This window comes from Streptococcus sp. HMSC072D07 (assembly GCF_001814835.1).
Lineage (GTDB): Bacteria > Bacillota > Bacilli > Lactobacillales > Streptococcaceae > Streptococcus.
Genome location: NZ_KV818034.1, coordinates 46765 through 69257, shown reverse-complemented (window position 1 = coordinate 69257; position 22493 = coordinate 46765). Strand labels below are relative to the sequence as shown.

Sequence of the window (22493 nt, the reverse complement as noted above, 5' to 3'; positions counted from 1 at the left end):
TTATTCCTCCTTTCCCTTTTGTGTTTCGTAGATTTCGCGGTAGACGGCATTGTTAGCTACCAAGTCTGCATGCCGTCCTTCTCCAATCAAACGCCCTTGATCCAAGACCAAAATCTTGTCCGCATGGACGACTGAACTGATCTTTTGAGCGATGATAATGGTTGTCGTCCCTTTCAGGTCTTTATTCAAAGCTTCCTGCACGAGTCTCTCTGACTTAGCATCCAAGGCTGAAGTCGAATCGTCAAAAATCAGGATACGGGGATTGCTGACAATCCCACGGGCAATGGACATCCGTTGTTTTTGTCCACCAGAAAAATTGGTGCCTCGTTCTTCGACCTGACTCTCAAATTTGTTTTCCATACGTCCGATAAATTCACTGGCTTGAGCAATTCGTGCTGCACGTTCCATTTCTGACACGCTGGCATTGCCTTTTCCTTGACGAAGATTATCTGCAATGGTCCCGCTAAAGAGAATAGCACGTTGCAAGACGATGGAAACTGTTTTACGCAAGGTTCCCTCGCTGACGTCTCGAATATCCTTTCCACCAATCTTGATAGAGCCCTCCTGTGGATCAAACAGTCGTGGAATTAACTGAGCCAAGGTAGACTTCCCTGCTCCAGTCGCCCCAACCACACCGACCATCTGACCAGGCGCAATTTCAAAGGTTACATTCTTCAGCATAGGCTCATCATCATTAGGATAGGTGAAGGTCACATTTTCAAAAGAGAGACTTCCTTCTAACTCTTCGTCTGGGAGATCTTTAAAGGTCATCGCTGGCTCGGTATCTAGAATCTCGCGGATACGACGCAAGGAAATCATGGCACGACTGACAGAATTTCCTAAAAATCCAACCATGATGATGGTAAAGATAATCTGGCTGAGATAGTTGATAAAGGAAGCAATCGAGCCCACAACAGATGGATCTGACTGAGCCATACCTGCCACCAACCAGATAGAGAGGAAGACCGCTCCATAGCCGACTAGCATCATAACGGGTTCTATAACTGAGAAGGCATAACCGATATAAAGATTTTGTCCGAGAAGTTCATCTGAAACCTCAGTAAATTTGTCAAATTGTGCTTTTTCCTGCACAAAGGATTTAACCACGCGCACACCACGTAGATTTTCCTTAGCGATAGCATTGATCCGTTCAAGAAGGGTTTGAAACTTAGCAAATCGTGGCCCCATCATCCCCATCATGATGGCTGTTAGTGCAAAGATTAGGAGCACCATGAGGACAATCACCCACCAAAGTGATGGAAGAGTATGAACCGCCAAAATAAAGGAACCGATAAAGAGAAGAGGGAGGCGGAAGAGGATTTGAAAAGCCATCATCACCACGTTCTGAATTTGGTTGATATCATTGGTCATACGGACGACAAGGTTACCCGCATTGAATTGCTCGATATTGGCATAAGAAAAAGTCTGGATCTTGCGAAAAGCGTCTTCACGAAGGTCCGAAGACACTCCTTGAGCAATGTAGGCTGCAAGCGTTACATTGACCCCACCTGCAACCAGACCGACTAGGGCTACTCCTATCAACCAAGCGCCAATACTATAAATAGCCTCATTTTGTCCGGCCAACAAAGCCTCTAACACCTCTTGCAAATAGCGCGGTTGCAAGAGCGAACTCGCAACCATCAAGCCTGTCATCATTAAGGATGCCAAGGCTTGCCATTTATAGGTTTTTATTTTTTTAATGAGCATATTTCCTCCTAATAAAATAGATAAAGGGAGCGACATCCTGCGTCAGCTCCTTCTCATTCGTTCATATTGATGCTATTCTAGCAAAAAAGAGGCATCTTGTCAAAGAAGTCTCCTTATTATAAATTAGTGCGCTTTCATCTACAGGTGATGCATGAAAAGGCTTTTTATGGTAAAATGAAAGGAAGAACTCTTACAAGGAGGAAAAGATGAAGAAACAAACCATCGCTGTCTTGGGTCCTGGTTCTTGGGGAACTGCCCTTTCGCAGGTCCTAAACGACAATGGACACGAAGTTCGAATTTGGGGAAATATTTCTGACCAAATTGATGAAATCAATAACCAACATACAAACAAACGCTACTTCAAAGATATCCTACTGGACGAAAAGATCAAAGCCTATCATGACTTGGAAGAAACACTCCAGGATGTGGATGCTGTTTTATTTGTAGTCCCAACAAAAGTAACGAGACTGGTTGCCCAACAAGTAGCAAAGGTACTCAATCACAAGGTTGTCATCATGCATGCCTCCAAAGGATTGGAACCAGATAGCCACAAACGCCTATCAACTATTCTTGAGGAGGAAATCCCAGCTGACCTTCGTAGTGAAGTCGTTGTTGTTTCAGGACCTAGCCATGCTGAGGAAACGATTGTACGCGATATTACCTTGATTACCGCAGCCTCCAAAGATCTTGAAACTGCCCAGTACGTCCAAAATCTCTTTAGCAATCACTACTTCCGTCTCTATACTAATACGGATGTTGTCGGAGTTGAAACCGCTGGTGCTCTCAAAAACATCATCGCAGTTGGCGCTGGGGCACTACATGGACTAGGGTTTGGTGACAATGCCAAGGCGGCCATCATCGCTCGAGGATTAGCAGAAATCACCCGTCTAGGTGTCGCTCTTGGAGCTAACCCTCTGACTTATAGCGGTCTTTCTGGAGTTGGAGATTTGATCGTAACGGGAACATCTGTCCACTCTCGTAACTGGAGGGCAGGTGATGCTCTCGGTCGCGGAGAATCCCTCGCAGACATCGAAGCAAACATGGGCATGGTCATCGAAGGCATTTCAACAACTCGAGCAGCTTACGAGCTGGCTCAGGAATTGGGTGTCTACATGCCAATCACACAGGCTATTTACCGAGTTATCTACGAAGGTGTCAATATCAAAGAAGCAATCACTGACATCATGAGCAATGAATTTAAAGCAGAAAACGAATGGTCATAGACCTTTATAGAAAGGAACATCATGAAACAAAAAGTCAGAAAAGCAGTCATCCCTGCCGCTGGATTGGGAACCCGTTTCCTCCCAGCAACTAAGGCCTTGGCCAAGGAAATGTTGCCAATCGTAGACAAGCCAACTATCCAGTTTATCGTTGAAGAAGCCCTCAAGTCTGGTATCGAAGACATTTTGGTTGTTACTGGTAAGTCAAAACGTTCTATCGAGGACCACTTCGATTCAAACTTCGAATTGGAATATAACCTTAAAGAAAAAGGGAAAACAGATCTTTTGAAGCTGGTTGATGAAACAACCGGCATGCGCCTACATTTTATCCGTCAAACACATCCACGTGGTCTCGGAGATGCTGTCTTGCAAGCCAAAGCTTTCGTTGGAAATGAACCTTTTGTCGTTATGCTTGGTGATGACTTGATGGATATCACAGACGAAAAGGCTGTTCCACTTACCAAACAACTCATGGATGACTACGAGCGTACCCACGCGTCTACTATCGCTGTCATGCCAGTCCCTCACGACGAAGTCTCTGCCTATGGGGTTATTGCTCCGCAAGGCGAAGGAAAAGACGGCCTTTACAGCGTTGAAACCTTCGTTGAAAAACCTGCTCCAGAGGATGCTCCTAGCGACCTTGCTATTATTGGACGCTACCTCCTCACTCCTGAAATTTTCCAAATCCTCGAAAATCAAGCTCCAGGTGCAGGAAATGAAATTCAGCTGACAGATGCAATCGATACCCTCAATAAAACACAACGTGTATTTGCTCGTGAGTTCAAAGGAGCTCGTTACGATGTCGGAGATAAGTTTGGCTTTATGAAAACATCCATCGACTACGCTCTCAAACACCCACAAGTCAAAGACGACTTGAAAGACTACCTCATCCAACTTGGGAAAGAGTTAGCTGAGGGGGAATAGAAGAAAAACAAAGCTCTTAATTAAGGGCTTTTTTGTTGAAGCTTGCAATAAAAAAAGCCATCTTTGCAGATGACTTATTAGCAACCGAATCGGTGCTTGCATTTAACTATTCCCCCCTACACATAGCTCATTCCCTTATAGCAAAGGAAAACGGCTAGTGCGATAAAAAGTACAGTTGCTCCGATTCGCTGGCTGGTGCTATACATTCTTTTTTCCCATTTGACTGGAAAAATGACTGCTAGAAAGGCACCTCCTACTGAACCACCGATATGCCCAGCTAGGCTGATTCCTGGAATCAGAATACTTCCAATGATATTTATCACGAAAAGTGTCAGATAGGATTGCCCCAACTGCTGGATATAGGGGTTGCGAGTTGCGTAACGCAAGACGATAATCGCAGCAAATAGCCCGTATAGGGAAGTGGATGCCCCAGCAGCGACAACTTTCGGTGTGAAAGCAAAAACAAAGAGATTGCCCATCATTCCAGATAATAGATAGAGAAAGAAGAACTGCTTAGAACCGAAAATCTCCTCCACCTGTCGTCCAAGAAAGTAGAGCGAAATCATATTGACAATGAAATGCTCCCATCCGATATGCACAAATATAGCCGAAAAAAGGCGCCAAATCTGCTCAGGGAACAGGCGAATGATCGGTCCATACATGGCTCCAAACTGAAGCAAGATATCTGCTCGTTCAAAATTTAAACCTGTAAGAACCAACATCAAGAGAAAGACCAATGCGGTTACTAGGAGGAAGAAACTAGTCACAGGATAACGTTTATCAAAGATTTCCTTCATAGATTAGCACCTCCTGGACGGGAATATCATGGTCTTCCAAGTTAAACTCCTGAATTTGACAAGGATAAACCGTACTCAAAGTATGACCAGTAAAATGTTCTAGATAGCGGTCGTAGTATCCTCCACCATATCCGATTCGATAGCCTTCTGTCGTAAAAGCTAGCCCTGGAACATGAATCAAATCAATCTGAGACGGTTCCACCACTTCCAAGTCTCCTTGCGGTTCCAGTAAACCAAAGGAAGTTTTTACCAACTGCTGCGGATCGTAGACCACAAAGTCCATGCGCCCCTTGGGATAGGTTTTGGGTATCAGAACCTTTTTGTCGTCCTTCAGCGCCTGCTCAATCAGTTCTTGCGTTTGAAATTCATGAGGGAAGGAGAGATAGGTTGCGATAGTCTTGGCTTTTTGGTAAAAAGGGTGTTGTAAGAAATGCTCAGTTAAAGCTCGATCCATAGCCTGTTTTTGCTCCTGAGATAAAGCCTTCATTTCTTGCAAAATTTTCTTGCGTAGTTCAGCTTTCATAGACAATTCCTCTACTCTGCTGCCTTCTTTTTCAAGAAACTAGAGACCGCATCTACCCCAATGGCTAAGGCTTCTTCCTTAGGACTCATCTGAGGGTGATGAAGGGCGTAGGGACTATCGATACCTAGCCAGAACATAACGCCATCTACCTTCGAAAGGAGATAACCAAAGTCCTCACCAGTCATAGCTGGCTCAATATCAATCAACTCGATTCCGTCTTTCTCTTCAAAAAAGTCCATCAGTTCACGCGCCAAGGCTGGATTGTTCTCAACAGGTAGGTAGCCTCCTTGCTTGAGTTCTACTTCGACTTCCATATCAAAGGCTGCTGCAACCCCTTCTGCGACTGTCTTGACTCTTTTTTGTACCAAGAGGCTCATTTCCTGAGTCAAGGCGCGAATGGTTCCATGCAAAAAGGCTGTGTCTGTAATGACATTATTGGTTGTTCCAGCTTGGAAAAGGCCAAAGGTCACCACCGCTCCCTCGATGGGATTGACATTGCGGCTGACAACTGACTGTACTTGGGTTACAAAGTAACTAGCAGCCACCAAGGCGTCATTGGCTTCATGCGGAAAGGCTGCATGTCCCCCTTTTCCTTTGAAACGAATCTTCACCTCACAAGTCCCTGCAAAGAGCGTATGGGTATTGGTCGCAATCTGTCCAACCTTTAGATCCGGACGAACATGGAGTCCATAAAACTGGTCTGGTAGCCAGTCTCCAAAAGCACCGTCCTCATACATGAGCATGCCACCAGCTTCATTTTCTTCAGCAGGCTGAAATAGAAAGAGCAAATTATTCTTGGGTTGTTCCTCCAGGGCGCGTTCGAGACAGCCTAAGGCAATAGTCATATGAAAATCATGGCCACAAGCATGCATGCGACCTTGGTGCTGAGAGGCGAAAGGCAGTCCTGTTTGTTCGACGATAGGCAGGCCATCAATATCTGTTCGCCAGCCAATAGTCTTCTTTGGCTGGCTTCCCTGCAAATAGACCAAAACCCCTGTTCGCCAAATACGAATTTGAACAAAATCCTTGCCCGTAGTCAATTTCTCAATCACATCCAGCAAATAAGCCTGAGTCTTGAACTCTTCCAAGCCAATCTCTGGAATCTGGTGTAAATCTCGTCTAGTCTGAATCAAATCTAACATCTATCGATCCTCCTTTTGATAGAAGAAAGAGGCTGGAAGAAGTATCCGCCTCTTTTTATTTTTACAAGGTACGAAGCGCATCCTCTAGCGCTGTTTTTTGTTGGGTTTGGGCATCAATTTCTTTGATGATACGAGCTGGAACACCTGCCACTACCACGTTTTCTGGAACATCTTGGGTAACAATAGCTCCTGCTGCAACAACTGAACCACTGCCGATTTGGACCCCTTCGATCACCACTGCATTGGCACCGATAAGAACATTATCTCCGACACGGACTGGTTCAGCGCTAGCTGGCTCAATCACACCCGCCAAAACTGCACCTGCACCAACGTGACTGTTTTTCCCAACGATAGCACGACCTCCAAGGATGGCACCCATGTCAATCATGGTTCCAGCACCGATTTCAGCACCGATATTGACAACAGCTCCCATCATGATAACAGCATTGTCACCAATTTCAACCTGGTCACGGATAATAGCACCTGGCTCGATACGAGCATTGATCGCACGTTTGTCTAGCAAAGGAACTGCAGAATTACGAGCATCTTGCTCGACAACATAATCTTGATTTTCTACCAAACCTTCAAGAAGCGGAGCAACATCCTTCCAGTCTCCGAATAAAACATTTCCTAGTTTGACAACAGAGCTAGGTACAGCAGTTGCAAGTTCTCCTTCAAAGGTTACTTTGACACTGGTTTTCTTTTCAGCATTGGCGATAAATTGGATAATTTCTTGAGCGTTCATTTTTGTAGCAGTCATAGGTGCCTCCTGGTTCGTTATAATGATACCTATTCTACCAAAAAAGGCTTCAAATTTGAAGCCTCAACTATCAAATAATCATCTTTACTGGGCTTGTTTTGCTTCCTCTACAGATAAAAAAATCATCGGAACGATAATCAACACCATAGCTAAGGCCAAAAAACCATCCATGACCATTCCCAGAAAAAGAACACTTAATAAAGCTGAAGAGAGCGGTTCGCTAGCACTCACCACTGATACAACCAGCGGGGAAACGAGTGACACAGCCTTCATAGATAGGAAGAAGGCAAAAGCTGTACCAAACACGGCAATCGTCAGACAAATCAGCACACTTACCAGATCCACTTGAAAACTTATCCGATAAATAGGGTAGAGGAAATTACTAAAGAGACCTGCCAGAATCATCCCCCAACCAACAGTCGGAACAAATCCGTAGCGCCGTGCAAAGCGTTGGGGAAGGATAACATTAAACATGACCCCTACTGCACTGAGCAAACCTGTCACTAGAGCCAAAGGTGTCATGGATAACTGGGACAAATCCCCTTTTGTAGCCATCAAAAAAACACCTAGCATGGCAATCAAAACATAGAACACAGCTGTAATAGAAGCCTTCTTCTGGTAAATGATTCGATTGTAAAACAGGATAAAAACAGGGCTGATAAATTGCAAAATGGTCGCCGTCGTCGCATTGGAATACTCAACGCAGAGATAAAAGAAAAATTGCACAGAAAAAATACCTAGAATAGCATAGGCTAAAAAAGGTAGATAATTTTTCTTATCACGCCAGATGTCCAACAAGCGGCTACGCAACTGAAAAGCAGATAAACCTAAAACCAAACTCCCTGCCACTAATAAACGCATAGAAGTAATCCATCCAGAAGACACTGGATAATGAGTGAAAAAATACTCTCCTAAAATCCCACAAATCCCCCAGATTAGGCCTGAGAGTAGCGAGTATACTGTTCCCTTAACAATCTTTTTCTGATAATGATTCATATTATTATTGTAACACGAAACCAACAAAGAAAAAAGTAGCAACAAGGAGAAATTACTAACCTTGCTACTACTCTTTCTTAACGATTAAATAGACGTGAACGTCCTGAAGAACCACTTTGAGTATTTCCACTCGAACTTGAACTTCCAGAGCTACTGCTTGAACTTGAGCTTGGAGGAGTCACTGCTGGAATGCTTCCTAGAATATTCTTCCATGCGTTCAGATAATCTGCATCGCTTCCTCCAATAGCAAAGCGATAGGTGGTCACTGGGGCACCTTCTTTAGTAGCCCAGTAGCTCGTTACTGTTGATCCAGAAAGTTCGATTTCCTTACCATTGATGGAAACTTTGCCGGGCTTTTGGCCTGTAGACCGGAGAACTTGCGACTTGGTCACACTTGGATCCAGATTAAAGCGCTCATTCCCCCATATTCCAGGTTCAGCTTGTTGGATAGCATTGACCAAGTGGGCCATATAGTTGGCATTACGGTAGTGGCCTGCTCCTTTGGCTAGTGGTCGGTTATCATCGTGACCTAACCAGCCACCCAAAGTCAAGCGAGGTGTAGAAAGCATGAGCCACATATTTTCATCTTCATTGGTCGTACCAGTTTTTCCGATCCAGTCAGCACGAGCTAGGGATGGATTGATAGTAGTCAAGTCCGTCTGGAAACTTGAAGTAATCCGAGACGAGATAACATCCCGAAGGAGACTTTGCATGATGGTTGCTGTCGCTTTTGAATAAACCTGGACAGGCTCATCCTTGTGCTCGTATACCACTCGGCCATCCGTTGACTCGATCTTCGCGATCATATGTTTCTTATGGTAAACTCCGTTGTTGGCTATCGTTTGGTATCCGTTAGTATGTTGGGCAACTGTAACGTCAATCCCCCCACCCATCGGTAAACTTTCAATCCCATATTCTGGGATTTCGTAACCCATTTTTTCCATATAGCCTTTGACATCCACACCCTTCTCTCGAAGCGTACGATACGTCCAGTAGGCTGGGATATTCCATGAGTAGTTAAGGGCTTCTCCCAATGTCATCATGCCCGTACCAGGACTATTGACATACATGATGGGATTCCCGTTTGAGAAGTTGGTAGGATAGTTTGACAAGATACTTGCACTTCCCATCAAACCTTGGTCAATAGCGATACCATAGGCCAATATAGGTTTTGTGGTTGAAGCTGGAGAACGCTTGGTATCGATAGCGTGATTGTTCTGATTTTCTTGATAATTACGACCACCAACAAATCCAAGGATAGCTCCCGTTTGGTTGTCCATGAGGACATTCCCCACCTCAGGCTGGCCTGTCGAATCATCTAGCAGATAGCCGTAGGTCGCAACCGCATTTTGCATCGCAGCATGAACATTTTTATTGATAGTTGTCGTAATCTTATATCCACCATTTTCAATTTCCTTAGTGGCTAAATCGCGATAGGATTTCTGAATGGACTCATTCTTTAATTCTTGCGCAGAGACATTATCTCGTTGGACAAGGTAGTCGTACATGCGGTCAGTAGCTTCTGCCAAGGTTGCATAGTAGAGATAGTCACGCGAAGTACCACTAACACTACCTGATGGTAGGAAGTCTTTCTTAAAGTCATAATCTTTGTACTTATCGTAGTCTTCCTGACTTAGAGCCCCTGTCCGGTACATATTGTAGAGGACATCCTTGGCACGCTTAATTCCCAAAGCCATGTCCTCATCACTCTTCATACTACCATCAGATTCATAAGGAGAATAACTGATTGGACTCTGTGGCAACCCTGCGATAAAGGCAGCTTGAGGGATCGTTAAATCCGAAGCATTGACCCCAAAGATTCCTTCTGCAGCCTGCTGGGCACCTGCAATATTTTGACCTTTATGATTGCGACCAAAAGGAGCTATGTTAAGGTAGGTTGTCAAAATCTCATCCTTACCCATAGCCCGTTCTAAAGCTAGAGCATCAATAATCTCTTTAGCCTTACGAGCTAGAGTTGGAGCATCCCCCACCACTTGCTGCTTGATGACCTGCTGGGTCAAGGTCGAACCACCACTAGACGAGCCTAGACCGACAAAGGTTCCCAAGGTCGCACGAATAACGGCCTTAGGCACAACTCCCTTGTGCTCATTGAAATGCTCGTCCTCTGTCGCAACAATGGCTTTCTTAAGGTTGTCTGAGATAGCATCTGAAGCGACTGAAGTGCGCAATAAATCGCCCTCGATCGAGGCAATGGTACTGCCGTCAGAATAAGTGATTTCTGAGATGGAGGCAATATCCTTCACTTGCTTGACCAACTCTTCTGCTTGAGGGACCTGGGCCTTGTCAAATAGAGCGACTCCATAACCCATAGCTACACCAGCGCCAAACAGTCCACCGATAAAGCCTAGGATAAAGAGAGTGTTAAAAACTATTTTAAACCCACTCAAAACTTTAGCAAAAATAGACCCAGCCTTTCTAACTTTGTCAGAAGAGGCCCCCTTTTTACCGGTTTTCTTATTAGCCAGTTTTTCTGCTAGTCTTTTCTTCCATTTTGCAATTCGTTGCATTAGCTGCTGGAAAAAATGCAGCATTTTTGTTTTTAATTCATTAATTCTTTCTTTCATGAATGTCCTCGCTTTCTCTATTATACCATAAAAGGGAAACTTTCAATAAAATAGCCACTTTCTTCCCTATTCCACTAGGCTATTGTCCGAGTTTGTGATACAATAGGTAGAAACAATATTTTATAAAGGAGAAAAGACACATGCACATTTTTGATGAGCTAAAAGAGCGTGGTTTGATTTTTCAAACGACTGATGAAGAAGCTTTGCGTAAAGCCCTAGAAGAAGGTCAAGTTTCTTATTATACTGGCTACGATCCAACTGCTGATAGCCTTCACCTCGGCCACCTTGTCGCAATCTTGACCAGTCGTCGCTTGCAGTTAGCAGGTCATAAACCATATGCGCTCGTTGGCGGTGCTACAGGTCTCATCGGAGATCCGTCCTTCAAAGATGCTGAGCGTAGTCTCCAAACAAAAGACACAGTAGAGGGCTGGGTCAAGTCTATCCAAGGGCAACTTTCTCGTTTTCTTGACTTTGAAAATGGTGAAAATAAGGCTGTCATGGTCAACAACTACGACTGGTTTGGCAGTATCAGCTTCATTGACTTCCTCCGTGACGTCGGAAAATACTTCACTGTCAACTACATGATGAGTAAGGAATCTGTGAAGAAACGGATCGAGACAGGGATTTCTTACACTGAGTTTGCCTACCAAATCATGCAAGGGTACGACTTCTATGTCCTTAACCAAGACTACAATGTTACTCTGCAAATCGGTGGTTCTGACCAGTGGGGAAATATGACAGCTGGTACCGAATTGCTTCGTCGTAAGGCTGACAAGACTGGTCACGTGATCACTGTTCCACTCATCACAGACGCAACTGGTAAGAAATTTGGTAAGTCAGAAGGAAACGCAGTTTGGCTTAACCCTGAAAAGACTTCTCCATACGAAATGTACCAATTCTGGATGAACGTGATGGATGCTGACGCTGTTCGCTTCTTGAAAATCTTTACCTTCTTGTCACTCGATGAGATTGAAGACATCCGCAAAGAGTTTGAAGCGGCTCCACACGAACGCTTGGCACAAAAGGTCCTCGCTCGTGAAGTCGTGACTCTTGTTCACGGAGAAGAAGCTTACAAAGAAGCCCTTAACATCACCGAGCAACTCTTTGCTGGAAACATCAAAAACCTTTCTGTCAAAGAACTCAAACAAGGACTTCGTGGAGTGCCAAACTACCAAGTAAAAGCAGACGAAAACCACAATATCGTGGAACTCCTCGTGTCATCTGGTGTGGTGAATTCAAAACGCCAAGCCCGTGAAGACGTCCAAAACGGAGCTATCTACGTCAACGGCGACCGTATCCAAGACCTTGACTATGTCTTGAGTGACGCAGATAAGTTAGAAAACGAACTCACTGTTATCCGCCGCGGGAAGAAGAAATACTTTGTGTTGACTTACTAAATTGTTAAACATTTACCTATAAACAAAGGAGTTACCCTCGAGAAAGGTAACTCCTTTTTGCTGTGAATAGTCCCCACCTATCCCTTAATAGACAGGCTACGCAGGACTATGCGTAAGGTTGTTAGATTATGTAGGATAGAGAGGTTTGAAGGACTGAGCCAATTAAACAAGCCAAAGCCAATCAAACTACTATTTACGACAACGGTATCTTGAATATTCTTCTTGATGAGTGTTTGCAAAGATGATGATAGCCAATCCAACTCTTGGAAGAAATCCAAACGATTATCTAACAATAAGATATCGCTCATCTGCTTAGAAATATCTGCACTCTCATTCATCACCACACCGATATCTGATAGGGTTAGAGCCGCTGAGTCATTCAATCCATCTCCAACCATCAAAATCGTGTGACCTGCTTTCTGCAGTTCCTCTACTAACTCAAATTTCCCATCAGGTTTCAAGTCTGTATAGACCTGATCAAAGGGCAAATCTTTGACTAATTCCTCTGTCCTAACCAAGGTGTCCCCTGTTGCCAGAATCAATTTTTTCCCTTGTGCCTTAAGTTTCTCCAAGGCTGCTTTTGCTTCTTTTCTCAAAGGAGTATGAATGCAGAACATTCCAATCAATTCATTCTGATAAGCCAAGAATAAGAGATTGTAGTGACTCTTGTACTCTTCAATTAAAGCATTTTGTTCTGAACTGATATGAATCTGCTCATCCTGCATCAAGACATAATTCCCAATAAGAACTGGTTGGCCATCTATATGAGATTTGATCCCCTTGCTTGCAATATATTGGAGTTTCCCATGCATTTCCTCATGTTCAATTCCCTCTATCTCAGCTTGCTTGACGATGGCATTAGCAATAGGATGATAAATGTGTTCCTCAAGACAGGCACTGATTCTGAGAATATCTTCCTCACTATAGTCCCCAAAAGGTAACACCTTTTCAACTATAGGATAACTAGTTGTGATTGTTCCCGTCTTATCAAACAAGAAAGTATCAACTTCCAGATATTTCTCCAGAACATCCCCATCCTTAATCACCATTTCACGGTTCAACCCCTCCTTGATAGCTGTCAAATAAGCTACAGGAGTAGAGATTTTCAAAGCGCAGGAGAAATCGACTAATAGGAAAGAAATAGCCTTAGAAAAAGAACCTGTTAATAGGTAAGTTAGCCCAGCCCCCAAGAAATTATATTTGACGACCTTATCCGCCATCTTGATGAAATAGCGTTGTTTCGTTTTCTTGTTTTCTTCAGATTTCTTCATTAACTCAATCAGTTGTAAAATCCGGCTGTTCATCTGATTATCGGTTACACGAATGCGTAACTCTCCAGTTTCTAATACTGTATTTGCACAAACCAAATCAGACTCTCTTTTTTCAACTGGAAAACTCTCTCCCGTCAAGGAACTTTCGTTGACCATACCTAAACCTGAAACTACTTGTCCATCAAACAGAATTTCATTTCCTTGAGATAGGACCAAGACATCTCCTATTTGAACATCGGAACTCTTGATACTAACAACCGTATCGCCCTGTACTAAGAATACGTCGCTCTCTTTTGCAAGAAGGCTTTGTTCTAAATCTGTTGCAGTTTTTTTCAAAGACCACTGATCTAAATGATTCCCCAAATCAAGCATAAACATGATATTGCTAGCTGTCTTGGATTGGTTCATAAACAAGGACAATAAAATCGCCGAACAGTCCAAGACTTCCATCGTTAGTTCCTTACGCGCTAGTGTTTGATAGGCTTCTCTAATATAACCCAAAGCCTGATAACAAGTCCATATATAGCGAATAGGATACGGCACAAAACTACGAAAAAGTACACGCTTAATCGCTGCACCTGAAACAATAGAATAAGCACTCTCTTCTCTACGAATGGGAAGAGTCATCAACTCAGAAACTTTCCCTTTATCAATTCTTTTTAAAAAGGCTTCTGCATTATCTAATACAGAAAAGCCTTCTTTTATGCGTAGAGTAAAGTGCTGTTGATCCATGTAAAACTGGATAGACTCAATCCCCTTTTCATCTCTCGCCAAGGAACGAAGATAGTCTTGAATATCCAAGGTGAGTGAAAAAGAAGATGATAGTCGGATATGTTGGTATCCTCTATGTAGCACTTTAAAAGACATATTATTCTCCTATAAGGCTATCTAATTGCTCTTCTTTTTTCTCTTGCTCGTACAAATATTTGGCATCTTGCAAGACATCGTCTCCATGTTGTTTCACAACAGAAACAGATGCATCTAGCCCGTCTTTCAACTTGTAAGCCTTAGCCAAAGCTTTAGAATAACCTTTTTTAGCTTCCTTACTTGCCAAGATTTTCAAACCAAGGGTACCAAATGCGACACCACCCAAAAAGAGTGATGATTTTTTCGCAACTTTTGCAACGGTTAATACTTCTTTTAACATACTTATTTCCTCCTTATCATTATTATATAGAAATTTAGATATAAAAGCAATTTTATTCTATAAATTGGAGAATTAGTTTTATTTCTACTGAATCTCCCATCTACTTATTTCTAAAGTTGCTTTCATTTGCCTCTTTTGATACACTTAAACTATGAATACAAACCTCAAACCCAAACTTCAGCGTTTTGCTTCTGCGACTGCCTTTTCCTGCCCTATCTGCCAAGAAAATCTGGCCTTGGTAGAGTCTAGCCTCAAGTGTAGCAACCGCCATTCTTTTGATCTGGCAAAATTCGGCTATGTCAACTTGGCTCCGCAAATCAAGCAATCTGCCAACTACGACAAGGAAAACTTCCAAAACCGCCAGCAAATTCTTGAAGCTGGTTTTTATCAGGCTATTTTAGAAGGTATCTCGGACTTACTAACAACTAATCCATCCGCAAAAACAGTCTTGGATATCGGTTGTGGCGAAGGTTTCTACTCTCGTAAACTCCAAGAAAGTCACTCTGATAAAACCTTCTATGCCTTTGACATTTCAAAAGACTCGGTCCAAATCGCAGCTAAAAGTGAACTCAACTGGTCAGTTAATTGGTTTGTCGGTGACCTGGCTCGACTTCCTATAAAAGACGCCAGTATGGATATCCTGCTCGACATCTTTTCACCTGCCAACTATGGGGAATTCCGTCGCGTTTTATCCAAAGATGGCATCTTGATCAAGGTCATCCCGACTGAAAATCACCTCAAAGAAATCCGTCAAAGGGTACAAGACCAGCTGACAAACAAGGACTATTCCAACCAAGATATCAAGGAACATTTCCAGGAATACTTCAGCATCCAATCTATCCAAATAGCTTCCCTAACCAAACCCATCACAGCCGAGCAACGCCAAGCTTTACTTAGCATGACCCCCCTTCTCTTTCATGTTGACCAGACCAAAATTGACTGGAGTCAACTGACAGAGATTACCATTGAGGCAGAGATTTTGGTTGGGAAAGCACTGTAAATAAAACTTTCAGATAAGACAAAACCCGCACCTTCAAGGTACGGGTTTAAGTTATGTAATTATTAGTTCAAGTGCCAGATATCTTCGTTGTACTGAGCGATTGTACGGTCAGATGAGAAGAATCCTGCTTTAGAAATGTTAACGATGACTTTATCCAACCATGCGTCACGGTCTTCGTAGTCAGCAAGCATTTGCTCTTTGACTTTGATGTAGTCTTCCAAGTCAAGGAGAGTCATGAACCAGTCTTTTTTGATCAATTCGTTGTAAAGACGTTCCAAGCGTTCTTTCTTACCTACTGCAAGAACAGCATCGCTCACAATGAAGTCAACCAAAGGTTTGATAGCTTCACGAGCATAGAATTCGCTTGATTTGTAAGCTGCTTTTGCGTAAAGGTCGATAACAGTTTCTGAATCTTCACCAAAGATGTAGATGTTTTCGTCGCCAACCAACTCAGCGATTTCCACGTTAGCACCGTCCATAGTACCAAGAGTCAAGGCTCCGTTCAACATGAATTTCATGTTACCAGTACCTGAAGCTTCTTTAGAAGCAAGTGAGATTTGTTCTGAGATGTCACATGCTGGGATAAGGAAGCTTGCTGCAGTAACGTTGTAGTTTTCAACCATAACCACTTGCAAGTGTGGAGCTACTGCTGGATCGTTTGCAATCACTTCTGACAAGCAAAGGATCAAGTGGATGATGTCTTGGGCGATTGTGTAGGCAGGAGCTGCTTTACCACCAAAGAATACTGTGATTGGACGAGCAGGGATGTTCCCAGCCTTGATGTCAAGGTATTTGTGAATCACATACAAAGCGTTCATTTGTTGGCGTTTGTACTCGTGGAGACGTTTGATTTGGATATCAAAGATAGAGTTTGTATTGATTTCCACACCTTGGTGTTCTTTCAAGTGACGAGCCAATTTGCGCTTGTTGTGAGCTTTGATGCTTTCCAATTTTTCTTTGACAGCAGCCTTGTCTTCGTATGACAAGAGTTTTTCAAGCTCATCCGCTTCATGGTGCCAACCCTCTCCAATAATCTCATCCAAGTAGTGAGACAGTCTTGGGTTGGCATGCATGAGCCAACGACGGAATGTGATACCGTTTGTTTTGTTGTTGAATTTTTCTGGGTAGATGTCGTAGAAAGCTTTCAACTCTGAATTCTTCAAGATTTCAGTGTGGAGTGCTGCTACCCCGTTAACACTGTATCCGTAGTGGATATCCATGTGAGCCATGTGTACACGGTCGTTTTCATCAATGATTTGAACAGCTGGGTCTTTGTATTCTGCTTTCACACGACGGTCCAATTCTTTGATGATTGGTACCAAGTGAGGAACCACTTCTTCCAAGAATTCAAGAGGCCATTTTTCAAGGGCTTCAGCAAGGATTGTGTGGTTAGTGTAGGCAGTCATGCTTCGTACGATTGAGATTGCTTCATCAAGCTCGATACCTCGCGCAGTCAAGAGACGGATCAATTCAGGAATCACCATTGATGGGTGAGTATCGTTGATTTGTACAACAGCGTAGTCTGCAAGGTCATGCAAGTTGCTTCCTTTTTCGATTGCTTCGTCGATGATCAATTGCGCACCGTTTGAAACCATGAAGTATTGTTGGAAGATACGGAGCAATTCACCTTGCTTGTCGCTATCGTCTGGGTAAAGGAAGAGAGTCAAGTTGCGAGCGATATCTGTCTTGTCAAAGTTGATACCATCTTCGATGATAGAAGAATCAACTGAATCCAAGTCAAACAAACGCAAGCGGTTTTTAGTAGCTGTCTTGTAACCAGGTACATCAATATCATAAAGGGTAGATGTCAATGTGAAGTGTGCAAATGGCACTTGGTAGCTACGGCTTGAGCGTACCAACCAGTTTTGCTCTGTCAACCAAGCGTTAGGAATTGTTTCTTGTTGGTTGTTTTTAAGAACTTGTTGGAAAAGACCGAAGTGGTAGTTCAATCCAACACCGTCACCATTCAAACCAAGTGTAGCGATTGAGTCGATAAAGCAGGCTGCCAAACGTCCCAAACCACCGTTACCAAGTGATGGTTCCAATTCTACTTCTTCGATTTCGATCAACTCTTTACCTGCAGCTGCAAGCTCTTTTTTAACTTCGTCATAAAGACCAAGGTTAATCAAGTTGTTTGACAAGAGTTTACCGATCAAGAACTCAGCTGAGATGTAGTAAACCTTTTTCTTACCAGTGTTAACTGGTTTTTGGCTGCTTGCAAGCTTGCTGTAGTTAAGAAGAGCAAGGTAAAGCTCTTCATTGCTACATTCTGCAATGGTTTTATTGTAACGTTTTTGTACAAATTCGTTTAATGGTAACATGTTTATGTGTCTCCTGATAATGTCTTATTTCTTTAATTCTACCAAATTTTCATTGATTCGGCGATAAATTGTAGTCAAGTCAAGCAAAGTTTCTTCAACAGCTGGTGTGAGTTGGTCTGCTGTCATACGCCATGACCAGTTTCCGCCAAGAGTAGATGGGAAGTTCATACGAGCTGACTCATCTAGTTCTAGCAAGTCTTGCATAGTTGCAATAGCCATGAAGCTAACAGATGAAAAGACTGTGCGAAGCATTGCGTGTGGCACTGTTTCGTACTCTTTACGGTTCGTGTAACGAGCCATGTATTCACGAGTTGGATCGTCGATTTCATTACGGTACCAACCAAGAACAGTGTTATTATCGTGTGTTCCTGTGTACATAACAGAGTTGGCAGGTGCCAAGTGTGGGCTATCGATACTTTCATCTTCTGGGTTGAAGGCGAATTGAAGAATCTTCATTCCTGGGAAGCCAGTACGTTCACGCAACTCGATGACTTCATCTGTCATGAAACCAAGGTCTTCTGCGATGATGTTTAGCTCACCAAGCTCTTCCTTAACGGCTGCAAAGAGTTTGTAGCCTGGACCTTTCACCCATTTACCAGGTGCTGCTGTATCGGAACCAGCAGGAATTTCCCAGTAAGATTCGAAACCACGGAAGTGGTCGATACGAACGATATCGTAGATCTTGAAGCTTTCGCGCAAGCGTTCAACCCACCATTTGTAACCGTCTTTGTCCATTGCTTCCCAGTCATAGATTGGGTTGCCCCAAAGCTGACCAGTTGCAGAAAACTCATCTGGTGGGCATCCTGCGATGCAAGTTGCTTTACCATTGGCATCTGTCTTGAAGAGGTGTGGATTTGCCCACATGTCGCTTGAATCTTCCGCTACGTAGATAGGCATGTCCCCAACGATTTCGATGTGGTTATCGTTAGCGTAGGCTTTCAATTTCAACCATTGTTGGAAGAAGAAGTATTGTGTCACACGGTGGTAAACCAACTTGTCTGCCAATTTCTCACGGTAGCTTTCAAGCGCTGAAGCTTTACGGGCACGAGCATCTGCATCTGGCCATTCTGTCCAAGCAAGATTGTCAAAATGCTCTTTGATCGCCATATACTCAGCGAAGAGTTCAAGCCATGATTGGTTGTCTTGAGCAAACTTCTCAAAATCTTTGACATCTCCCACTTCCAAGAAGCGTTTAACTGCTTTTTCTAAAAGCGGACGACGTGCATAATAAATCTTCGCATAATCAACTTCAGATGCATCGCTACCAAAGTCAACACCTTCAAGGTCACTGGCTTCGAGCAAGCCTTGCTCTACCAAGATATCAAGGTCGATAAAATGCGTATTTCCAGCAAAGGCTGAGAATGATTGGTATGGAGAATCTCCATAGCTTGTTGTCCCAAGAGGGAGGATTTGCCAGTAACGTTGCTTGGTACGAACCAAGAAATCAACGAAATCATAGGCGCTTTGGCCAAATGATCCAATCCCGTAAGCTCCTGGAAGAGAAGAGATGTGCATCAACACACCACTTTGACGTTTTTTCATAATAGCACCTCATGTGTTTGTAATAAAACGCTGCGCAAATCAAGGCGCAAACGTTTGCGTTGATTTAAGTATAACGCATTTCAAAAACAAATGCAAGCGGTTTTAAAAAATTTTTTTGAATTATTTTAATCAAACAAAACTTGTTCCCACTGATATTTTATGAAATGAGCCAAAAAAATTTTAAAGATTTTCTGATTTAAGATAATTCATTCCAAACAGCTGCTCTATTTTCTGAAAAATCGAGCAGAATTTACGCAATCGTTTCCCTAATATATTTTCCATTCAAGAGAAACAAACATTTTAAGTTTTTTCCTATATAAAGGCTTTAACAAATGTTTGAAACCTTAAAATTTTTTTAAAAAACTTTTTAAAAACGCTTGCAACCGTTTTCTATTTGTGCTATACTAGGCTCATAAAAGAAAACGTTTGCGTTTTCTAAATAAATTATACTGTTATTCTTTAGGAGGAATACACTATGTCATCTAAATTCATGAAGAGCGCTGCTGTGCTCGGAACTGCTACTCTCGCTAGCTTGCTCTTGGTAGCTTGCGGAAGCAAATCTGCTGACAAAGCAGCTGATACTAGCTCTTCAGAAGCACAAGAAATCACTTTCTACGTTGAAGACCAATATAAAGCCTTCGCTGAATCAGCTGCAAAAGCTTACGAAAAAGAATCTGGCGTAAAAGTTACGATCAAAACAGGAGACCAAATGGGTGGTCTTGATAACCTTTCACTTGACAACCAATCTGGTAAAGCCCCTGATGTTATGATGGCTCCATACGACCGTGTAGGTAGCCTTGGTACTGACGGACAACTTTCAGAAGTAACTCTTAGTGATGGTGCGAAAACAGACGATACTACTAAATCTCTTGTAACTGTTGGTGGTAAAGTCTATGGTGCTCCAGCCGTTATCGAGTCTCTCGTAATGTACTACAACAAAGACTTGCTAAAAGAAGCTCCAAAAACTTTTGCTGAACTAGAAGAACTTGCAAAAGATAGCAAATATGCTTTCGCTGGTGAAGATGGCAAAACTACTGCCTTCTTAGCTGACTGGACAAACTTCTACTACGCATATGGACTCCTTGCTGGTAACGGTGGTTATGTATTCGGTCAAAATGGTAAAGATCCTAAAGATATCGGTCTTGCAAACGACGGAGCAATCAAAGGTATCGAATACGCTAAATCTTGGTACGAAAAATGGCCTAAAGGTATGCAAGATACTGAAGGTGCTGGTAACTTGATCCAAACTCAATTCCAAGAAGGCAAAACAGCTGCTATCATCGATGGTCCTTGGAAAGCTCAATCCTTTAAAGATGCTAAAGTAAACTACGGTGTTGCGACTATCCCAACTCTTCCAAACGGTAAAGATTACGCAGCATTCGGTGGTGGTAAAGCTTGGATCATCCCATCAAGCACTAAGAACCTTGAAGGCGCTCAAAAATTTGTAGACTTCCTAGTTTCAACTGAACAACAAAAAGCATTCTACGATGCAACCAATGAAATCCCAGCTAACACTGAGGCTCGTACTTATGCTGAAGGCAAAAACGATGAGTTGACTACAGCTGTTATCAAACAGTTCAAGAACGCTCAACCAATGCCAAACATCTCACAAATGTCAACAGTTTGGGATCCAGCAAAAACTATGCTCTTTGATGCTGTAAGTGGTAAGAAAGATGCGAAAACAGCTGCTAACGATGCTGTAACATTGATCAAGGAAACAATCCAACAAAAATTTGGTAACTAATTGAATTGTTCAAGGGGGGTGGAAGCAAAATCCCCCTTTGAATTTATAGATATGCTTCTTATCAGATGTACGTATCTTACGATTGAATCCGAGTTTAAACTCGCATCCTATGAAAGGAGTAATCATGGAAAAACAACAGCCTCGCAAAGCAGCCTTGCTGTCAATCATTCCTGGTTTAGGACAAATCTATAACAAACAAAAAGCTAAAGGATTTATTTTCCTTGGCATTACTGTTCTATTTGTTCTGTATTTTCTAACACTTGCAACCCCTGAATTAAGCAATTTGGTCACCCTTGGTGACAAACCTGGCCGTGATAATTCACTCTTCATGCTGATTCGCGGTGCTTTCCATTCTATCTTTGTTGTCGTTTACTTGCTCTTTTACATCTTTAATATCAAGGATGCACATACGACTGCTAAACGTATCAACAACGGTATTCCCGTAGCTCGTACCTTCAAGGACATGATTAAAGGCATTTATGAAAATGGATTCCCATACCTTTTAATCATCCCATCGTATGTAGCGATGACATTTGCAATTATCTTCCCTGTTATCGTAACCTTGATGATTGCCTTTACCAACTACGACTTCCAACACTTGCCACCAAACAAATTGTTGGACTGGGTTGGTTTAACGAACTTCACAAACATCTGGAGTTTGAGTACCTTCCGTTCAGCCTTTGGTTCCGTTCTTTCTTGGACCATTATCTGGGCTTTATCTGCTTCTACTTTGCAGATTGTCATTGGTATCTTTACTGCCATCATTGCCAACCAACCATTTATCAAAGGAAAACGTATCTTCGGTGTTATTTTCCTTCTTCCTTGGGCAGTTCCAGCCTTCATCACTATCTTGACATTCTCAAACATGTTTAATGATAGTGTTGGTGCCATCAACACCCAAGTCTTGCCTCTTTTGTCTAAGGTTCTTCCTTTCCTAGATGGAGCTCTTATCCCTTGGAAAACCGATCCGACTTGGACTAAGATTGCCTTGATTATGATGCAAGGTTGGCTAGGTTTCCCATACATCTACGTTTTGACCTTGGGTATCTTGCAGTCTATTCCTAACGACCTCTACGAAGCGGCTTACATCGATGGTGCCAATGCTTGGCAAAAATTCCGCAACATCACTTTCCCAATGATCTTGGCTGTTGCAGCTCCAACATTGATCAGCCAATACACCTTCAACTTTAACAACTTCTCTATCATGTATCTCTTTAATGGTGGAGGACCTGGTAGCGTTGGTGGTGGAGCCGGTTCAACTGATATCTTGATCTCATGGATTTACCGTTTGACAACAGGTACAGCCCCACAATACTCTATGGCGGCAGCTGTTACCTTGATTATCTCCATTATTGTCATCTCTATCTCTATGATTGCATTCAAGAAACTACACGCATTTGATATGGAGGACGTCTAA

17 protein-coding genes are annotated in these 22493 nt (G+C 42.8%); 6 read left to right on the top strand and 11 right to left on the bottom strand.

Annotated elements, in window-relative coordinates; translation table 11 throughout:
- Complete coding sequence (locus HMPREF2991_RS00640) at nucleotides 1–1707, bottom strand: ABC transporter ATP-binding protein (protein ID WP_061421809.1); 1707 nt, start codon at nucleotides 1705–1707, stop codon at nucleotides 1–3.
- Between the two features lie 206 nt (nucleotides 1708–1913).
- Here HMPREF2991_RS00640 and HMPREF2991_RS00635 point away from each other — a divergent pair, with 206 nt between their 5' ends.
- Together HMPREF2991_RS00635 and galU are read left to right on the top strand one after the other, a co-directional pair.
- Nucleotides 1914–2930 (top strand): NAD(P)H-dependent glycerol-3-phosphate dehydrogenase, encoded by a 1017-nt coding sequence (locus HMPREF2991_RS00635; RefSeq protein ID WP_070567186.1) that lies wholly within the window; start codon nucleotides 1914–1916, stop codon nucleotides 2928–2930.
- Between the two features lie 21 nt (nucleotides 2931–2951).
- Nucleotides 2952–3851, top strand: coding sequence for a UTP--glucose-1-phosphate uridylyltransferase GalU (gene galU, locus HMPREF2991_RS00630; RefSeq protein WP_000811022.1), 900 nt, complete (start codon nucleotides 2952–2954; stop codon nucleotides 3849–3851).
- Nucleotides 3852–3967: 116 nt separating this feature from the next.
- Here the strand turns inward: galU and HMPREF2991_RS00625 are convergent, their stop codons facing one another.
- From HMPREF2991_RS00625 to pbp1b, 6 genes are all read right to left on the bottom strand, one after another.
- The gene (locus HMPREF2991_RS00625; RefSeq protein ID WP_070567184.1) at nucleotides 3968–4648 is read right to left on the bottom strand and encodes a rhomboid family intramembrane serine protease; all 681 of its coding nucleotides are present in this window, start codon (nucleotides 4646–4648) and stop codon (nucleotides 3968–3970) included.
- Nucleotides 4632–5171, bottom strand: a complete 540-nt coding sequence (locus HMPREF2991_RS00620; protein WP_070567182.1) for a 5-formyltetrahydrofolate cyclo-ligase — start codon at nucleotides 5169–5171, stop codon at nucleotides 4632–4634. The genes HMPREF2991_RS00625 and HMPREF2991_RS00620 overlap by 17 nt, the downstream gene beginning before the upstream one ends.
- 11 nt (nucleotides 5172–5182) lie before the next feature.
- The gene (locus tag HMPREF2991_RS00615) at nucleotides 5183–6313 is read right to left on the bottom strand and encodes an N-acetyldiaminopimelate deacetylase (protein ID WP_070567180.1); all 1131 of its coding nucleotides are present in this window, start codon (nucleotides 6311–6313) and stop codon (nucleotides 5183–5185) included.
- A gap of 61 nt (nucleotides 6314–6374) precedes the next feature.
- Nucleotides 6375–7073 carry a 2,3,4,5-tetrahydropyridine-2,6-dicarboxylate N-acetyltransferase gene (dapD, locus tag HMPREF2991_RS00610; protein ID WP_000127448.1) on the bottom strand — a complete coding sequence of 233 codons (699 nt, stop codon included), beginning with the start codon at nucleotides 7071–7073 and terminating at the stop codon, nucleotides 6375–6377.
- Nucleotides 7074–7157: 84 nt separating this feature from the next.
- Nucleotides 7158–8069: a DMT family transporter gene (locus tag HMPREF2991_RS00605; RefSeq protein WP_008284424.1), complete on the bottom strand. Its 912-nt coding sequence runs from the start codon at nucleotides 8067–8069 to the stop codon at nucleotides 7158–7160.
- A 77-nt stretch (nucleotides 8070–8146) separates the two neighbouring features.
- Nucleotides 8147–10654 (bottom strand): penicillin-binding protein PBP1B, encoded by a 2508-nt coding sequence (pbp1b, locus tag HMPREF2991_RS00600; RefSeq protein WP_070683216.1) that lies wholly within the window; start codon nucleotides 10652–10654, stop codon nucleotides 8147–8149.
- A gap of 140 nt (nucleotides 10655–10794) precedes the next feature.
- Here pbp1b and tyrS point away from each other — a divergent pair, with 140 nt between their 5' ends.
- On the top strand, nucleotides 10795–12051 hold the full coding sequence (tyrS, locus tag HMPREF2991_RS00595; protein WP_044020095.1) for a tyrosine--tRNA ligase: 1257 nt from the start codon (nucleotides 10795–10797) through the stop codon (nucleotides 12049–12051).
- A gap of 77 nt (nucleotides 12052–12128) precedes the next feature.
- Here tyrS and HMPREF2991_RS00590 read toward each other — a convergent pair whose 3' ends face one another.
- Together HMPREF2991_RS00590 and HMPREF2991_RS00585 are read right to left on the bottom strand one after the other, a co-directional pair.
- The gene (locus HMPREF2991_RS00590; RefSeq protein ID WP_000008775.1) at nucleotides 12129–14189 is read right to left on the bottom strand and encodes a heavy metal translocating P-type ATPase; all 2061 of its coding nucleotides are present in this window, start codon (nucleotides 14187–14189) and stop codon (nucleotides 12129–12131) included.
- A gap of 1 nt (nucleotide 14190) precedes the next feature.
- A complete protein-coding gene (locus tag HMPREF2991_RS00585) occupies nucleotides 14191–14469 on the bottom strand; it encodes a DUF6110 family protein (RefSeq protein ID WP_000910910.1) in 279 nt (92 codons plus the stop codon).
- Nucleotides 14470–14620: 151 nt separating this feature from the next.
- Between HMPREF2991_RS00585 and HMPREF2991_RS00580 the strand changes: the two genes are divergently transcribed.
- Complete coding sequence (locus HMPREF2991_RS00580; RefSeq protein WP_044020094.1) at nucleotides 14621–15469, top strand: putative RNA methyltransferase; 849 nt, start codon at nucleotides 14621–14623, stop codon at nucleotides 15467–15469.
- 62 nt (nucleotides 15470–15531) lie between these two features.
- Here the strand turns inward: HMPREF2991_RS00580 and glgP are convergent, their stop codons facing one another.
- On the bottom strand, nucleotides 15532–17790 hold the full coding sequence (gene glgP / locus HMPREF2991_RS00575) for a glycogen/starch/alpha-glucan family phosphorylase (protein WP_070567176.1): 2259 nt from the start codon (nucleotides 17788–17790) through the stop codon (nucleotides 15532–15534).
- Between the two features lie 24 nt (nucleotides 17791–17814).
- On the bottom strand, nucleotides 17815–19332 hold the full coding sequence (malQ, locus tag HMPREF2991_RS00570; RefSeq protein WP_049501519.1) for a 4-alpha-glucanotransferase: 1518 nt from the start codon (nucleotides 19330–19332) through the stop codon (nucleotides 17815–17817).
- A 475-nt stretch (nucleotides 19333–19807) separates the two neighbouring features.
- Here malQ and HMPREF2991_RS00565 point away from each other — a divergent pair, with 475 nt between their 5' ends.
- Both HMPREF2991_RS00565 and HMPREF2991_RS00560 read left to right on the top strand, forming a co-directional pair.
- The gene (locus HMPREF2991_RS00565; RefSeq protein ID WP_000095457.1) at nucleotides 19808–21076 is read left to right on the top strand and encodes an extracellular solute-binding protein; all 1269 of its coding nucleotides are present in this window, start codon (nucleotides 19808–19810) and stop codon (nucleotides 21074–21076) included.
- Nucleotides 21077–21200: 124 nt separating this feature from the next.
- Nucleotides 21201–22493, top strand: a complete 1293-nt coding sequence (locus HMPREF2991_RS00560) for a sugar ABC transporter permease (RefSeq protein ID WP_000414940.1) — start codon at nucleotides 21201–21203, stop codon at nucleotides 22491–22493.

Coding starts and splice junctions, on each gene's coding strand:
- HMPREF2991_RS00640 (WP_061421809.1), bottom strand. CDS start 1,707: ATGCTCATTAAAAAAATAAAAACCTATAAATGGCAAGCCTTGGCATCC.
- HMPREF2991_RS00635 (WP_070567186.1), top strand. CDS start 1,914: ATGAAGAAACAAACCATCGCTGTCTTGGGTCCTGGTTCTTGGGGAACT.
- galU (WP_000811022.1), top strand. CDS start 2,952: ATGAAACAAAAAGTCAGAAAAGCAGTCATCCCTGCCGCTGGATTGGGA.
- HMPREF2991_RS00625 (WP_070567184.1), bottom strand. CDS start 4,648: ATGAAGGAAATCTTTGATAAACGTTATCCTGTGACTAGTTTCTTCCTC.
- HMPREF2991_RS00620 (WP_070567182.1), bottom strand. CDS start 5,171: ATGAAAGCTGAACTACGCAAGAAAATTTTGCAAGAAATGAAGGCTTTA.
- HMPREF2991_RS00615 (WP_070567180.1), bottom strand. CDS start 6,313: ATGTTAGATTTGATTCAGACTAGACGAGATTTACACCAGATTCCAGAG.
- dapD (WP_000127448.1), bottom strand. CDS start 7,073: ATGACTGCTACAAAAATGAACGCTCAAGAAATTATCCAATTTATCGCC.
- HMPREF2991_RS00605 (WP_008284424.1), bottom strand. CDS start 8,069: ATGAATCATTATCAGAAAAAGATTGTTAAGGGAACAGTATACTCGCTA.
- pbp1b (WP_070683216.1), bottom strand. CDS start 10,654: ATGAAAGAAAGAATTAATGAATTAAAAACAAAAATGCTGCATTTTTTC.
- tyrS (WP_044020095.1), top strand. CDS start 10,795: ATGCACATTTTTGATGAGCTAAAAGAGCGTGGTTTGATTTTTCAAACG.
- HMPREF2991_RS00590 (WP_000008775.1), bottom strand. CDS start 14,189: ATGTCTTTTAAAGTGCTACATAGAGGATACCAACATATCCGACTATCA.
- HMPREF2991_RS00585 (WP_000910910.1), bottom strand. CDS start 14,469: ATGTTAAAAGAAGTATTAACCGTTGCAAAAGTTGCGAAAAAATCATCA.
- HMPREF2991_RS00580 (WP_044020094.1), top strand. CDS start 14,621: ATGAATACAAACCTCAAACCCAAACTTCAGCGTTTTGCTTCTGCGACT.
- glgP (WP_070567176.1), bottom strand. CDS start 17,790: ATGTTACCATTAAACGAATTTGTACAAAAACGTTACAATAAAACCATT.
- malQ (WP_049501519.1), bottom strand. CDS start 19,332: ATGAAAAAACGTCAAAGTGGTGTGTTGATGCACATCTCTTCTCTTCCA.
- HMPREF2991_RS00565 (WP_000095457.1), top strand. CDS start 19,808: ATGTCATCTAAATTCATGAAGAGCGCTGCTGTGCTCGGAACTGCTACT.
- HMPREF2991_RS00560 (WP_000414940.1), top strand. CDS start 21,201: ATGGAAAAACAACAGCCTCGCAAAGCAGCCTTGCTGTCAATCATTCCT.